Here is a 15,256-nt window from a genome sequence, read left to right as displayed (position 1 = left end):
GGCCCCCTTGATCAAAACATAAGCCATAGCGGTGTGTCGGGAATACCTTCCTGAGCACCGCCATGGCTTTATTTGACAATTTTCTGTTTTTGAGAGCCGTACGTCAAGCACCTAAATCTACTTTTGGGATGGCCTCTCTTTCATTCATCATTCTGGCTTAAGTTTCGGCCCGAAATGTTTTGCCTAACGGGTTGCCAAGGCCGTAATAATGCCGGAAATTATAGATTAGCGGGCTCCATTGGTCGGGATTAATGTGATGGTCATTCCAAATGATATTGCTATGGGCGTGTATATGGATCGCCTGTGTTTCGACAATAGCAAACATGGAAGAATAGTCAGGAATCCGGATGTTTTTCACGGTGGCCTCGATTTGAATGGGGCACTCCATGATGCGAGTAGGCTTTACGGCAACAGAATCCGCAGGCGTTAACCTGCATACTGCATATTTATCTTTTTCATATGTAAAACCGTTCTTTGCCTTATCCTCAGGAACCGGATATTTTCCTGTATGAGGGGCTAACTGCTCAACATTCTCCCATAAGGAAGGGTCCGGAATATTGATGACGCATTCAGGATGCCGTTCCAGGTTCTCAATCGCCTTCCCCCCGAGTCCGATGCCAAGAATGATATGTTCTCCCAGCGCCCATGATGAGGAGATGGGACTGATATTGACGGTGTCATCTTCATTCAGGGTGTTGAGCAAAATAACCGGGGTTCCATAATACAGGATTTTCGGTTTAATTAGTTCAGTGTCGATCATTTGAGCGGTTTTTTTCATAAAATGTTCCTCCCATTAACGGTTCTATCCCAAATCATTGTAGAATAGAAAAGGTTCGATGCTCATCGAAATATGGATTACATCAGGAGGGATGGAGATGAATGCGAGTCCGAACATAGCACAGGTAGCCTCACTCGTAAGCGATGCATCGAGAGCGGCCATCATGACCGTCTTATTGGATGGTCGTTACCACCCGGCAGGAGAGCTGGCGTACATGGCAAATATCAAACCGCAAACGGCTAGCTTTCATTTATCCAAAATGGTTGCGGCGAATCTGGTGGCCGTCGAAAAACAGGGAAGGCATCGTTATTACGGAATAGAGAACCAGGAGGTTGCCCGGATCATGGAGAGCCTTCTATCGATAACGCCTCCCGTTGAAATAAGATCATTCAACCAAGCTTTGGAGCACGAAGCCATTCGCCATGCAAGGACTTGCTACGATCATCTTGCGGGGAGTTTGGGAATTCTATTGACGGATTCGCTTCTCAGTGCAGGGATTTTATCCGAAGTGGATCATCAATTTACGGTTACCGAAAAAGGAGAAGGCTTCTTCAGGGCGTTTCAAATCGATCTGGAACGCGTGAAGAGAAAACGCCGCTCCTTCACGCACCGATGCCTGGACTGGAGTGAAAGACGTCATCACCTTGCCGGGGCGCTGGGCCATGCGCTGTTGGAAAGACTATTTGAATTAGGATGGGTACAAAGGATGCCAAAAACCAGGGCCATTAAAATCACGCCCGAGGGCAGGAAAGGGCTAAACGAAACGTTTCATATTGATATCGAATAGGCGCAGGTTTTTCGGCATGAAGCAGTGGATGCCAGAAAAAAGGACTGCCGCCGCCTCATCGGAAGATGAAGCGGCATGCAGTCCTTTTTATTAGAGATTAGCGCAGCGTCTTCAAAGCACCGCTCCAAGCGAGCACTTGGTCGAGCATGCCATTCAGGTTGACAAGATGCAGATCTGCCGGTTTGAACACAGAGCCGTTCTCGAAATCAGTGAATAACGAGAGGGCAGGATGTACGCGAACGTCCGCCACGGACAGCTCGCCCAGGATTCCGCGCAGATGCTCGGCAGCGCGTGCGCCGCCAACAGAACCGTAACTCACGATGCCTGCAGCTTTATTGTTCCATGCCTCACGGGCATAATCGAGTGCATTCTTCAATGAGCCGGAAATACTGTGGTTGTACTCCTGAACGATGAATACAAAGCCGTCCAAACTTGCAAGTTTGGTATTCCAAGCCGTTGCTTGTTCAGTCGCGTCGGCCTCGCCCAAAAGCGGAAGCTTGTAATCCGCGATATCTACGATTTCGTAGTTTGCATCTCCGCGCTCGTCAGCGATACGTTTAACCCATTCACCTACTTGCGGACTTAAACGACCTTGACGGGTACTGCCTAAAATAATACCGATATTCAATTTGGACACTGTTCTTACCTCCCGATTATTCTGAATATATTGTGATCATGGTGTGCTTGTTATTTTGCATGAGCTAATCATAATCTTAGTGGGTTATCTTTGTCAAGCAGCTTACTAAAAGTTTGTGTAAAATATTCTAAGTTTTTTTGTATTCATGCACGGGTGGATATTCACCTGAAATCGAACGGTGTTTTGTACCACATAGACAGCTGCGATGTTATACTGGTCATGTGCCTTGGAACCCACTTTTTCGTGCCGGGATCACACGCGTCATTCAGCAATTAACGTACATATGAAGATTGGAGAGGTGAAGCAAGAATGGAACTTAGACAATTAAGAACGGATGAATTTGAAATCAGCACGAAATTATCCGAATATGCCTTTCAATATACGCTGACGCCGGAGCAGCGGGAGTCCAATCAGAAGCATTTTAAACCAGAGCGATTCTGGGGGATTTTTGACGGGGAAGAGCTGCAGGCGAAACTGACCATCATTCCGCTGCAGGTCTATTTGCAGGGGAACACTTTCGCGATGGGCGGCATTGCGGGCGTGGCAACATGGCCGGAGAACCGCAGACAGGGACATGTCTCGACGCTGCTTAAGCATGCATTGCAAGAAATGAAGGGCAAGGGACAGACCCTCTCCTTCCTGCATCCGTTCTCGATCCCGTTTTATCGCAAGTTTGGCTGGGAATTGTTCGCGGAATATTATAAGTACGTCATTCCGGTGTCCAAATTTCCGCGTAAAGTGGAGGTGCCGGGCCGCGTTGTAAGAGATGTAAACGACATTGCTGTACTGGATGGCATGTATCAGGCCTATGTCAGCCGGTATAACGGTACCCTAGTGCGCGAAGAGGCATGGTGGACAAGATTCGTCCTGCAGGGAGACAATCACAGCGTTGTGTTTTATTCTGCCGAGGGCAAACCGACGGGCTATGCGTTATATGAGCTAAAAGACAAAGAACTGGTGTGCGACGAATTTGTTTTCCTGAATGAAGAAGCCCGAAGCGCGCTTTGGACTTTTTTTGCAAACCATGATTCCAGGATCGAGCAGGTGACCATGACGATGGTGCCGACGGATGACCAGCTGCCCTATATGCTGCCGGATCCCCGCGTTACCCGGGAAACGGTTCCTTACTTCATGGCCCGTATCGTGGATTTACAATCCTTCGTGGAGCAGTATGCTTTTGAAGCGGGGCGGGAAGCTGTCCTGACCATCGAGGTGGAGGATTCCGCAGCGCCTTGGAATGCAGGCCTGTGGAGGCTGTCGGTGAATGGAGAGGGGAAAGCGGAACTGTCGGAGCTCCCATCCGATCGAGGGGAGCAGGCGGATCTGTCTACCGACATTCAGACACTGTCGGCCTTGTTTACCGGATATAAAAGACCGCAGGCACTGTATTCCATCCACCGCCTGACCGGAGATGCTAAGGCTGCAGCACAGCTGGAAACGATGATTCCTGCAGGCCAAACCTACCTCATGGATTTCTTTTGAGAAAGGGATAACGCTTGGTGCTTTCGGAAGAATATCGTCGAATTCGCTTTGTCGTTAGTATATACGAAACACACAAAAAAGCCTGGGTACCAGGCTTTTTTGCGTTTCGATCATCTAAGGGTATAAATTCAATCCTGAACCTCTTTTTTGGAGAAAACATAGAGCTTTCCGTCATCCCCATACTCCGCGTATGCGATATCTTCCAAGGATTCAAAACCTTGTTCCCGCGCTTTCGATTGAATCTCATTGTGTTCGATGTGCTTGCCCAGCATGGATTCCTCGAGCAGTCTTCCCTTGTCGACAACCGTTACCGTGAAGGGATCCGGCTTGGCTTCGATGCCAAGATCCTGGGCCGACGGCGGCTCGTATTCGGGTTTGCGCATGACGGATAGCGAGCCGTCCGTTTCCAGAATGGCGTATTTGACTTCGGTTAATGAGAAAATATTTTGCCGTCTGAGCATGGACAGCAGCTGTTTATATTCCATGTCGTATTTATCGAGCAGCTTTTGGTTGAGCTTTCCGTTATCGATCAGAAGAACCGCCCGCCCTTCCGTTAAATAGCCGAACTTGACAAAGTGGGTGGTTGCCTTCTCGAAGAGGAAAGACATGGTTGTCCATAACGCTAGAGCGAATAACAAATGGGACAATTTTACTTTATCATCATAGAGGCTTGCCCCAACGATTTCACTCAGGATTAAGGAGGATAGGAAGTCAAGCGGTGTAAGCTGACTGATGGTTTTGCGCCCAGTAACAAAGGTGATGATCCATAGCCCGAAAAAGCTGATGATCAGTTTGACTCCTAAATCGATAAACATATCCATGGACAACCCTCCTTGGGAAGCAGTGTAATTGGTAAGTTATTAAACGTTTTCGCTTCGCGCAGAAACAAGGGAGATTTAACCGGTTAGGGTAATCATTGACGCAATGAACAATATTCAATAATCGATCTTTATGAATGAGAGCTGCTGGTTAACAGCGGCTTTTTTGTTTTCAGTTATGGATTCATTCGTGAATTTGACAACTTCTCAATAGACGCTTGAAAGTGACGCGGCGTCATCTTGTAAGATATAATTCGTCAACGAAAATCACGGAGAATGTCATACATATCGACAAGAGGGAGATGGGAGAATTGAAAAAGGGAGATATCATTATTTACGCATGCGTCATCATCGGGGCCGGGATCGGTTTAACGCTAGACCATGCTTTTCCGGGTGTTCTGGTCGGTTTGGGTATTGGATATTTGGTCAAAATGACCCTGAAGGACGAGGAATCGTAAACATGGAAAAGATGCTGACATAGGATACATGAGGGAAGGATTTGTTATCCAAATTAACATCGAACTATCTTTGAAATTAGGTTTGACAATTAGAAAAAACTGACTTATAGTACTTTACTATCAGCAACGATCAAAGACATGATTCGTGAAACGACCTGTCCAGAGAGAGAAGCGATTGGTGAAAGCTTCTTCCGCGCTTGTTTCTTGAATTACCCCTTTGTAGCTGTGTTTTTGAACCCAGATCGGTCGTTCGACAATCGAAATGGAACTAGAAAACACCGAATCATCCCCGTTACCGGATGTCTGAATGAGGATCCGACAAAGCGCGCGGCAGTACGAGCGTTTGCCATTATCGGATCAAATTAGGGTGGAACCACGAGCTGAACGCACTCGTCCCTTAGGGATCGAGTGCTTTTTTGCGTTCAATCTAAATTTGATGGAGGGATCACCATGTCAATTGTAGTAACGCTGCAGGACGGAAGCAAGAAGGAGTATCCCGCACAAACGACGATGATCCAAATCGCGGAATCCATCCATTCAGGACTGAAGAAAAATGCGGTTGCAGCCAAAGTGGATGGCAAACTTGTGGATTTGAATCGTGAGCTTCGCGAAGATGCGGAAGTAAGCATCATTACACTGGATTCCGAGGACGGATTGTACGTATATCGGCACAGTACGGCCCATCTGATGGCTCAGGCCGTGAAACGGCTATACGGCAGTGAATCTGTTCATCTTGGGGTGGGACCGGTCATTGAGGATGGTTTTTATTACGATATGGATCTGGGGCATTCCATTACGGCCGATGACTTGATTGCCATCGAACGAGAAATGCAGAAGATCGTTCAGGAAGACCTGCCGATCCTTCGCAAGGAAGTGGGGCGTAAGGAGGCTGAACGTATATTCCAAGATGATCCGTATAAAATGGAGCTTATTCGTGAACTACCGGAGGACGAGGTTATTTCGGTATATGAGCAGGGCGAGTTCGTTGACTTATGCAGAGGGCCGCATCTTCCATCCACGGGCAGAATCAAAGCGTTCAAATTAATGAGTGTGGCGGGTGCTTATTGGCGGGGGAACTCCGACAATAAAATGCTGCAGCGAATCTACGGAACGGCGTTTCCCAAGAAGTCGCAGCTGGATGAGCATTTATTGCTGCTAGAAGAAGCCAAGAAACGGGATCATCGGAAGCTGGGAAAAGAGCTTGGCCTCTTTATGTTCTCGGAAGAAGCGCCCGGCATGCCCTTCTTTTTGCCGAACGGGATGATCATTCGCAATGAGCTGGAGCAATTCGCAAGAGGGCTTCAATTCCATCGCGATTACGATGAAGTGCGGACTCCGCTGATGATGAACAAGCGCCTGTGGGAAATGTCCGGTCACTGGGATCACTACAAAGACAATATGTATTTTACGCAAGTAGACGAGACGGAGTATGCGCTGAAGCCGATGAACTGTCCAGGACATATGTTGGTCTACAAAAACTCGCTGCACTCCTACAGAGAGCTGCCCATTCGCATATCCGAATTCGGTCAGGTTCACCGCCATGAGTTCTCAGGCGCTCTTAACGGCATGATGCGGGTGCGCACGTTTTGTCAAGATGATGCGCATATTTTTGTAAGGCCCGATCAGATCCAGGAAGAAATCAAACGGGTTATCGATTTTATCAGCCGAGTGTATCAAGTCTTTGGCTTTGAATATACAATCGAGTTATCGACAAGGCCGGAGGATTCCATGGGCTCCGAGGAACTATGGGAGCAAGCGGAGTCTTCGCTGCAGCAGGTACTGGATCAATTGGGACTGCCGTACCGGATTAATGAAGGGGATGGAGCGTTTTACGGACCCAAAATCGACTTTCATATCCTCGATTCCTTAAAACGAAGCTGGCAGTGCGGCACCATCCAACTGGATTTCCAGTTCCCTGAAAAGTTCGATCTGTCCTATATTGGAGAAGATAATCAGAAGCATCGGCCGGTTGTCATTCACCGGGCGGTGTTTGGATCCATCGAGCGTTTTATCGGGATCCTTACGGAGCATTACGGCGGGGCTTTCCCGATGTGGCTTGCTCCCGTACAAGTGATGATCATTCCGGTGTCGGATCACTATATCGATTATTCCTTGAAGGTGAAGAAGCGTCTGGAGAATGTCGGAATACGGGTGAACGTCGATGTCCGAAATGAAAAGCTGGGTTATAAAATCCGTGAAGCGGGACTGTTGAAAACGCCTTACACGCTTGTCCTTGGCGAGAAGGAAATGAACTCCGATCACGTATCGGTTCGTAAACGGGGCGAGGGCGAGCTTGGCGAGATCGCGATGGATCAAGTCATTGAACGGCTTCGGAACGAGATAGAGTCAAAAGAATTTTAATTCTTCGTTGTGGCTGCGGCTTTCCGCAAAGGGAGCGGGATGATCTTCGTCACCGTGTGCGACCCCAAACCATGGTATGATTTGGATGTGCCTGTTAAGCGGTACATGTTAATGATGAAGGAGAGAGTACCGTTGCAAACGTACCCGAGCAAAGAGGCTTTCATCGCTGAAATTCAACGAACGTATAAGCTGTTTGACCAAGAATTTGATGGTGTCCCGGAGGATAAAAAGAATCATCGCATTGGCGAAGTCGACAGAACGCCGCAAGAAATGATCGCCTATCAGCTTGGTTGGCTGTCTCTCGTCATGAGCTGGGAGCGGGATGAACGAGCCGGCATCGAAGTTACGACGCCGGCCCCTGACTATAAATGGAATCAATTGGGGGCGCTGTATCAGCGTTTCTACCAAGCGTATGACGGCTATTCTTTGGAAGAATTGCGTAGCATGCTGAAGCAGAGGACGGATGAATGGTGCGAATGGATCAACCGGTTGACCGAGGAAGAGTTGTTTCGTCCGGGCGTTCGAAAATGGACGGTAACCAGCGCCAACTGGCCGATGTGGAAATGGCTGCACATCAATTCCGTCGCCCCTTTCAAAAGCTTCAGAACCAAGATCAGAAAGTGGAAAAAGTTCGTCGCGTAACGCTTTACCGCTTCAAGGGCAAAACGAACGATCCGAGGTTTACCTCGGATCGTTTTTTTGGTTGGATTAGAGCTGAATGGGAAGGCTGGTTCCTTTTTTACCGACTAAAGGCTGCAAAAGTCAAAATAATGCACATCAAGGCAAAAATCGGCTCTACTAGAACCGGGCGACTCTCCTTATCATGAATCGTAATCAGGATCGATTTGAAGGGAGCAAGGTGTTATGTGGAGCAATGCGATTCAAGATGCCGTAGAGAAAATCCGGAAGAACATGGATGCCTTCGGGGCAAGATTTCCCCACGTCAGCAGGGACGGAGCTTATTTGCTGAATGACAATGACGACTGGACGAACGGCTTCTGGAGCGGCCTGCTCTGGCTGTGTTATGAATACACAGGCGACGAGGCCTTTAGATTGGGAGCAAAACGAACAGTGGAAGATTTTCGTCGCCGCTTTGCAGAAAAGAAGGTGCTTGATCATCACGATATCGGGTTCCTGTATTCCTTGTCCTCGAAAGCGGAATGGATCGTCGAGAAGGACGAGACTGCCCGCCAGTTGACGCTTCAGGCTGCGGATCTGCTGCTGAAACGCTGGCGTCCAAGCGGAGGATATATTCAAGCCTGGGGTCCGGAAGGAGACGAACAGGAAAGCGGCCGCATCATTATCGATTGTTTGATGAATCTGCCGCTGCTGTTCTGGGCGGGACAGCAAACCGGAAATTCCCAATACGAGGAAATTGCAATCATGCAGGCGGAGAAGACAAGGCGCTATCTCGTACGGGGAGACGACAGCTCATACCATACCTTTTTCTTCGATCCCCATACGGGGGAGCCGATCGGCGGTGCCACGCATCAAGGCTATACGAACGGTTCGACCTGGACGCGGGGCCAAGCATGGGGGGTATATGGCTTCGCGCTGGCTTATCGATACACCGGAGATCACGCCTACCTGGATACTTCCAAACGAATGGCCAGGTATTTCCTAAAGCATTTACCGGAGGATCATGTCGCCCTTTGGGACTTTAACGCTCCCGTAACCGCCGAGACTTACCGCGACAGCTCGGCTTCCGCCATCGTGGCAGCAGGCTTGCTGGAACTGATTGGACATTTGGAGGAGGGGGATCCCGAAAGAGCCGGATTTGAACAAGGATTGAAGGATTCCATGACCTCGCTGGTCCGCCACTATTCGACGATCGGCCAAGAAGCGGAGGGTCTGCTGCAGCATGGCTCTTATCATGTGCGCGGCGGCTTGTCCCCGGATGATTTCATGATCTGGGGAGATTATTTTTATCTGGAAGCTTTAATTCGGCTGGAGACGGGCAGCAAGGGGTACTGGTATGAACGCTGATGCCATGGAAGCTTCGGCGAATGCTGTTTTGGAGATTTTGAACCTGAAGGATCCCGCTATGGGTTCGATGCAGGATGCAGACGATCAAGGTCATCGGCACGATTTACTGTGTAAACTGCATCAATACTTCACCTGCCGGAGGACACCCGGATGGTGGATGAGCGGCGAGGATAAGCAGTATATCACCGATTACGTGAAGCAATATTGCGCAGATGGACTGGAAACCGTGATGAAGACGGCGGAAGAAGTGGTACAGCAGACGTTCCTGTTCCGTTTTCCATGGGATATGGAACGGAGCCAAATTCCCGTTACATTTGAGGGAAGCGTGAATTGGTCCCATATTCCCGATCAAGACGCGGAGTGGGCTTACATGCTGAATCGCCACCGCTATTGGGTGGCGCTGGGACAAGCGTATGCAATGACGGGCGACGAGAAGTATGCGGAAGCGTTTTGCCGCCAGCTCGAAGACTGGATCGATCGGAATCCTGTCCCCAATGAGCCAACGACGGATACGCTGACATGGCGACCAATCGAAGCCGGTCTGCGCAGCGCGAACTGGATCAAGTCACTTCGATACATGATCGGCAGTCCATCCCTGACTCCGTTGCTGCTCGGCAAAGCCCTGATTTCGCTTCACGAGCACGGGGAGTATCTGGCTGCTTCCTTCACCAGCTGGAAGCATATCAGCAACTGGGGCGTTCTGGAAACGTGCGGTTTATACCATATCGCACTGTACTTCCCTGAGTTTAAGAGTTCGGCACGATGGCGGGAACTAGGGGAAGAGAGACTGAATGAGACGGCCCGGCTTCAGATCATGGTAGACGGCATTCATTGGGAGCAGTCGCCAACGTACCATCATGAGGTGCTGGCTTGTTATCTGGACTGCGTTCACCTCGCCAATCTCAACGGGTTGGAGCTTGACGGCCTATTCCGGCATAAGGTACGCGAGATGGCCGAAGCCTCCCTGTACTGGGCAAAGCCGAACCACAAGCAGCCGATGCTGGGAGACAGCGACGACAGCGATATCCGTTCCATTCTGACCTACGCCGCGTGGTTATTTGAGGATCCCGTTTTGCGCTTTGGCGGATATGCTCTGCCGGATTACGATCATGCCTGGCTGTTCGGCATGTCGGGCATCCGGGATTACGAAGCGATGGTGCCCGCGGAGCCGCCATCCCTAAGCCGAGCTTTTCCCCATTCCGGCCATTATACGATGCGAACGGGCTGGGGCGAGGATGCGCTGTACCTTTATTTTCACTGCGGCCCGCTCGGGGGAGGCCATGGTCACGCCGATATGCTGCACATGGATCTCCATGCGTACGGCCGGGATCTGCTCACCGATCTCGGAAGGTATAACTATAGCGACCATACACCGCTGAGAAAAGCTTTAAAGGAGAGTTCAGCCCATAATACTACGGTCGTCGACGGGATCGGGTTTACCGGGGTCAAGGATACCTGGTCTTTCAACCGGATTGCCGGGCCACTGGGCTGCAGATGGATCAGCAAGCCGGAGTTCGATTATGTCGAGGGGGCGCATGACGGCTATCTCTATGGGAGTGATCCGTTGTATCCGCGCAGAAGGATCATCTTTATCAAGCCTTATTTTTGGCTGCTGATCGACAGCTTGGCTTGCCTTGAGCAGCATACCTTTACTCAGCATTTTCATTTTCCGCACCCGCCAGGAGAAGTCCGGATGGAAGGGGAGTCTTTGATTTGCCGCACAACCACCCTTGGGGAGGCGAATCTTTCCATTATCCCCGTAGCTGCAGACGGCCTGCGTGGGGAAGTCGGCGAAGGCATGATTTCCCGCGAATATAACCTGCTGGAACCGAATGCGAATGCGGCTTACTCCCGAACCGGGAAAGGATGCATCAGCATCATGCAGGTGCTGTATCCTCATCGTGCAGGCGATACGGCCTTGCCGCGAGTCCGTAAAGTGCCTGTTTATCGCCATACGGGCGAACGGGTTCATGACGGGCAAGCGGAAGCATGCGGGATTCAGCTGCCGGGTATGGATGAAGAGTTTATTCTCGTTGTTAGTCACCGTGCGCCGTCCGGTCATTATGACTCTTATGTGGTGGAGGGCATGCAGATCTTCGGGGAGGTTGTTCTGATGACCCTTCAAGGCAGAAATAAGCAAGCAACTGTCATCATTTAATGAATGCCGCCGGCACAAAGGACTGATAGAATAAAGAGGACTAGAGCATAAGAGAGGCGCAGAGAAAATGTTCAAATTCACCTTCTACAAACGCATTCAGCTGTCTTTCCTTTTGCTGATCTTTATTCCGCTGATCGCGGTTTCTATCATTTCATTTGTTCTGATCCGAAATACGATGGTAGAGAAGCTGCAGCTCAGCAACGAGAATGTCCTGAACGTCATGACCGACGAGCTGAGCAAGACGATTGACGATGTCACGTTTGCCTCCCATTTTATCGTGAACGATACGAACGTTCGCAATATCCTGAAGTCGTTTGCAGACACCAAACGGCTGGCTACTTATCAGGATTATGTGCATTTCAGACAAATACAGGACGTGTTCTCCCTGATAAATTCGAAGCCGCTGAATAATAACGTCCGCATGTACCTGGTCAACCGTCAGCACTTCGTCATCTCTTCCGGCACGGAGGATTTGACCGTAATCAACGGAAGCCTTGACAAGCTGATGGAGCGCGTCGATCTCAGTAAACCTGAAACCCTGCAATGGCTTGGGATGGCCGGCGGCGACTCGGCAGGAAACGGAAAAAGCTATTATATAGCCAGGGTCATCTATGACAGCCGCGAGAAGAGGCAAGTGTCCGTATTGCTCAGCGCCATTTCCGATACGTACTTCAACAAGCTGCTGGGTACGATCGACTTTGGCAAGGTGGCGCTCTTTGACGCTAACGGCGAATACATCGCAGGCCATACCGGGCTGATTCCGCATCATACGGAAACCAAGGGCAGCGTCCGAACGGACAGAACCATATTGAAATCGAACTGGAAGCTGGCTTACGAGGCCTCGGAGAAAGAGTGGTCGGGGCAGATCTCCCGGACTTTTTATACCGGTCTTGCCGGTGTTCTTCTGCTGTTTCTGGTGTTCTCCGGGATGTCCATCCTGATGGCCAAGAGGCTCCACAGTCCGATTCACAAGCTGCAGCGCGTGGTACGCCAGTTCGGGATGGGAAACCTGGATGTCAGACTGGAGGTCAAGGGCAAAGATGATATCGCCGAATTGGGGCAGACGCTGAATACGATGCTCGATCAATTGCAGCGGTTGATTCACGATATCGAACAGGAGCAGGAACAGAAGCGGGTGATGGAGCTCGAAGCCTTGTTTATGCAAATCCGCCCCCATTTTTTGATCAACACGCTGAATTCGATCAAATGCAGCCTGATCTTGACGAAGGATACGCTTCACAGCGGCATTATCGATTCCCTGATGAGTTTGCTCCGGGCTTATCTCAAGGTTAATGAGCCGGCCACTTTACGCGAGGAATGCAAGCTGCTGGGCCATTATGTCGACATTATGAAAATCCGCAACGAAATCCCGCTTCGTTTAGAGGTCGACCTGGAACCGGAAACCGAGGGGCTTATTTTGCCGAAACTCATTTTGCAGCCTATCGTTGAGAATGCCATCGTCCACGGACTTGTCGACCATCAGACTCCACGCATTGAGATCCATTCCCGAAGCAGCCTGGACGGGATCAAGATTGAGATTACAAACAACGGTACAGGGGCCGATGAAGAGCTGCTCCAATGCCTTAACCGCAGGCTGGGGAAACCAAGCGAAGAGCAGGACGGAGCCTACGAGAGAGTCGGTCTGATGAACGTGGTCCAAAGACTCCGATTGACCTTCGGACCGGAAGCGAGTTTGACGCTCGCCAACCTTCCGCATGGCGGAATGTCAGTTACGCTGTACTTGCCCTTAAGTCATCATCATGGGTTTTTGCCGGAGGGAGAGGAAGAATGATGTATAGAGTAATGCTTATCGACGATGACGTTCCCATGCTCAAGGTATTGCAGCAGATGATTGACTGGGAAGCAAACAATCTGCAGATTGCCGGCAGTACGTATTCCAGCGCGAAAGCGCTGCTTATGTTTGAGGAAGTGAGGCCGGATATCGTCATTACGGATATCGGGCTGCCGCAAAAAAACGGCATGGAGCTGGCAGAACATTTTATTCGCATGAAGCCGGAGGTTCGGATTATCTTCCTGACCTGTCATGAAGATTTTCATTATGCCCAGCAAGCCGTAAAACTGCAAGCAGACGACTATTTGATCAAAGATCAGCTGACGGCCGAGCAGCTGGAAGAGAGCCTTGGCAAATCCATGCACTTATTAAAAACGCGGGCCGGTCTGATTCATCGCGAGGCGGCGAGTTACAACAGCCAGCTCTTTCGGCAGGATTTGCTGCAAAGGGTAATCAACGGCTCGCCTTCCGAGTCCACTTTGGCTTATGCGGGACAGATCGGCATCTCCTGGACGTATCCGTGGTTTATGCTGGCACTGGTCAGCATTCGGCTCTCCAGCTTTGACCAGCGTTTCAGAAAAACGGAGCTGCCGCTGATTTTATACGCAGTCTATAATATCGCGATGGAATTGTCGGAATCGTTTGAAGGCATTACGCCGTTCATGGAACAGGGGAACATTGTGATTCTGCATAACTTCAGGGTGAATCTCGCACAGAATGCCAGTTTGCATCTGCACAATTATTTGCGGCAGCTGCGATATCAATGCGTCCACTTTCTCAAAATTCAACCGAACGTTATCGCGGTCACGGACAAAATGGAATTAATCTCGATCGGCTCCATCTATCAGGAAATTGTGCACGGCAGGTGCGAATTTTACGAAAATACCGATTATACGATAACCGAGGTTTCTCAAATCCGATCAAGGTGGTTCCAATCCGCGCCGCAAGGGTTTCTTGACGGCTACGCATCCGAGCTGGAACGAAATCTCATCAAGCAGGATCTAGACGGTATACGTTGCACGCTTCAGAAGATCGCCGGTACAGCAAAAGAACTGTCCATTGATCCAGGAGACTTTGCCAGGGATTTGTCTTCCATGCTTCGCGGCATCGAATTGATGATGTCCAGTCTCAAATTCGATGAGGATCTATTCGCCTATCTTGCTGCAGTCCGCACCTTGGAGGATATGATGGAACTGGTGGAGAGAAAGCTGACCCAAATGACGGGAACCCGGCAATCGGGGGCGGGAAACCACGCTCATGAGCCGAAGCTGCAGGTGATCCAGCAGTATATCGATCAGCATCTTGACGATAACATCACGTCGATCGACATGGCACGCTATCTGTTTTTGAATCCGAGCTATTTTTCGCGATATTTCAAACGGATGACGGGACTGACCTTCACGGATTACGTGCATCAGTACAAAATGAAGATGGCCACCAAAATGCTCAGAATGTCCGGACAAAATCTGGAGACGTTGGCCATGGGTTTAGGTTATTCGGACAGGACGTATTTTTCAAAAGTGTTTAAAAAATACGTGGGAACCACGCCGAGCGAATACAAAGCGAAGTACACCGCGCGTAAATAAGAGGACCGATAGCATTCCATTACTTATACAGAAGCATGCCGCCCGGCAAGGGCGGCTTTTTAAAGTTTTCAGCAAAGCGCAACGAAGCATAGGCTCCACTTTGTGGGGCATTTTGTTTTGGGGTCCCGCAAAGTACTTGGAATAGCATCGAAGCTCTGGCTTCACTTTGTGGGGCATTTTGTTTTGAGGTCCCCGCAAAGTATTTGGAATAAGCAACGAAGCATAGGCTCCACTTTGTGGGGCATTTTGTTTTGAGGTCCCCGCAAAGTACTTGGAATAAGCAACGAAGCATAGGCTCCACTTTGTGGGGCTTTCTGTACTGGGGTCCCCACAAAGTATTTGGAATAAGCATCGAAGCATAGGCTCCACTTTGTGGGGATTTTTTAGGTCAAAATCTTGCACATGGCTGGTCA

General features: G+C 49.8%; 12 protein-coding genes. 9 read left to right on the top strand and 3 right to left on the bottom strand.

Going from position 1 to position 15,256, the window contains the following annotated elements:
• Nucleotides 1-157: 157 nt before the first annotated feature.
• The gene (locus tag RB298_RS15205) at nucleotides 158-778 is read right to left on the bottom strand and encodes a flavin reductase family protein (RefSeq protein ID WP_096775509.1); all 621 of its coding nucleotides are present in this window, start codon (nucleotides 776-778) and stop codon (nucleotides 158-160) included.
• Between the two features lie 97 nt (nucleotides 779-875).
• Between RB298_RS15205 and RB298_RS15200 the strand changes: the two genes are divergently transcribed.
• The gene (locus tag RB298_RS15200) at nucleotides 876-1,565 is read left to right on the top strand and encodes an ArsR/SmtB family transcription factor (protein ID WP_096775510.1); all 690 of its coding nucleotides are present in this window, start codon (nucleotides 876-878) and stop codon (nucleotides 1,563-1,565) included.
• Between the two features lie 97 nt (nucleotides 1,566-1,662).
• Here RB298_RS15200 and RB298_RS15195 read toward each other — a convergent pair whose 3' ends face one another.
• A complete protein-coding gene (locus tag RB298_RS15195) occupies nucleotides 1,663-2,202 on the bottom strand; it encodes an NADPH-dependent FMN reductase (RefSeq protein ID WP_009593544.1) in 540 nt (179 codons plus the stop codon).
• A 309-nt stretch (nucleotides 2,203-2,511) separates the two neighbouring features.
• Between RB298_RS15195 and RB298_RS15190 the strand changes: the two genes are divergently transcribed.
• Entirely contained in the window at nucleotides 2,512-3,684 is a 1,173-nt protein-coding gene (locus RB298_RS15190; protein ID WP_486047494.1) for a GNAT family N-acetyltransferase, read from the top strand.
• Between the two features lie 128 nt (nucleotides 3,685-3,812).
• On the opposite strand, the gene RB298_RS15185 is transcribed toward RB298_RS15190, so the two are convergent.
• Entirely contained in the window at nucleotides 3,813-4,505 is a 693-nt protein-coding gene (locus RB298_RS15185) for a DUF421 domain-containing protein (protein ID WP_096775512.1), read from the bottom strand.
• Nucleotides 4,506-4,813: 308 nt separating this feature from the next.
• Between RB298_RS15185 and RB298_RS15180 the strand changes: the two genes are divergently transcribed.
• From RB298_RS15180 to RB298_RS15150, 7 genes are all read left to right on the top strand, one after another.
• A complete protein-coding gene (locus tag RB298_RS15180; RefSeq protein WP_375119600.1) occupies nucleotides 4,814-4,960 on the top strand; it encodes a hypothetical protein in 147 nt (48 codons plus the stop codon).
• Nucleotides 4,961-5,410: 450 nt separating this feature from the next.
• Nucleotides 5,411-7,321, top strand: a complete 1,911-nt coding sequence (thrS, locus tag RB298_RS15175) for a threonine--tRNA ligase (RefSeq protein ID WP_486047493.1) — start codon at nucleotides 5,411-5,413, stop codon at nucleotides 7,319-7,321.
• A 132-nt stretch (nucleotides 7,322-7,453) separates the two neighbouring features.
• Nucleotides 7,454-7,963: a ClbS/DfsB family four-helix bundle protein gene (locus RB298_RS15170; RefSeq protein ID WP_486047492.1), complete on the top strand. Its 510-nt coding sequence runs from the start codon at nucleotides 7,454-7,456 to the stop codon at nucleotides 7,961-7,963.
• Nucleotides 7,964-8,185: 222 nt separating this feature from the next.
• The gene (locus tag RB298_RS15165) at nucleotides 8,186-9,307 is read left to right on the top strand and encodes a glycoside hydrolase family 88 protein (RefSeq protein ID WP_486047491.1); all 1,122 of its coding nucleotides are present in this window, start codon (nucleotides 8,186-8,188) and stop codon (nucleotides 9,305-9,307) included.
• Nucleotides 9,297-11,465: an alginate lyase family protein gene (locus tag RB298_RS15160; RefSeq protein WP_486047490.1), complete on the top strand. Its 2,169-nt coding sequence runs from the start codon at nucleotides 9,297-9,299 to the stop codon at nucleotides 11,463-11,465. Before RB298_RS15165 ends, RB298_RS15160 begins: the two co-directional genes overlap by 11 nt.
• 67 nt (nucleotides 11,466-11,532) lie before the next feature.
• On the top strand, nucleotides 11,533-13,257 hold the full coding sequence (locus RB298_RS15155) for a cache domain-containing sensor histidine kinase (RefSeq protein WP_486047489.1): 1,725 nt from the start codon (nucleotides 11,533-11,535) through the stop codon (nucleotides 13,255-13,257).
• The gene (locus RB298_RS15150; protein WP_486047488.1) at nucleotides 13,254-14,843 is read left to right on the top strand and encodes a response regulator transcription factor; all 1,590 of its coding nucleotides are present in this window, start codon (nucleotides 13,254-13,256) and stop codon (nucleotides 14,841-14,843) included. The genes RB298_RS15155 and RB298_RS15150 overlap by 4 nt, the downstream gene beginning before the upstream one ends.
• The last annotated feature ends 413 nt before the right edge of the window (nucleotides 14,844-15,256 follow it).

It is taken from the genome of Priestia sp. BR_2 (assembly GCF_041954005.1).
GTDB lineage: Bacteria > Bacillota > Bacilli > Paenibacillales > Paenibacillaceae > Paenibacillus_AQ > Paenibacillus_AQ lautus_A.
This window is presented reverse-complemented; position numbering and strand designations above follow the sequence as displayed.

Bases quoted from the DNA above. Each gene is read 5' to 3' on its own strand.
- RB298_RS15150 (WP_486047488.1), top strand. From the start codon at position 13,254: ATGATGTATAGAGTAATGCTTATCGACGATGACGTTCCCATGCTCAAG.
- RB298_RS15185 (WP_096775512.1), bottom strand. From the start codon at position 4,505: ATGGATATGTTTATCGATTTAGGAGTCAAACTGATCATCAGCTTTTTC.
- RB298_RS15200 (WP_096775510.1), top strand. From the start codon at position 876: ATGAATGCGAGTCCGAACATAGCACAGGTAGCCTCACTCGTAAGCGAT.
- RB298_RS15160 (WP_486047490.1), top strand. From the start codon at position 9,297: ATGAACGCTGATGCCATGGAAGCTTCGGCGAATGCTGTTTTGGAGATT.
- RB298_RS15190 (WP_486047494.1), top strand. From the start codon at position 2,512: ATGGAACTTAGACAATTAAGAACGGATGAATTTGAAATCAGCACGAAA.
- RB298_RS15205 (WP_096775509.1), bottom strand. From the start codon at position 778: ATGAAAAAAACCGCTCAAATGATCGACACTGAACTAATTAAACCGAAA.
- thrS (WP_486047493.1), top strand. From the start codon at position 5,411: ATGTCAATTGTAGTAACGCTGCAGGACGGAAGCAAGAAGGAGTATCCC.
- RB298_RS15155 (WP_486047489.1), top strand. From the start codon at position 11,533: ATGTTCAAATTCACCTTCTACAAACGCATTCAGCTGTCTTTCCTTTTG.
- RB298_RS15165 (WP_486047491.1), top strand. From the start codon at position 8,186: ATGTGGAGCAATGCGATTCAAGATGCCGTAGAGAAAATCCGGAAGAAC.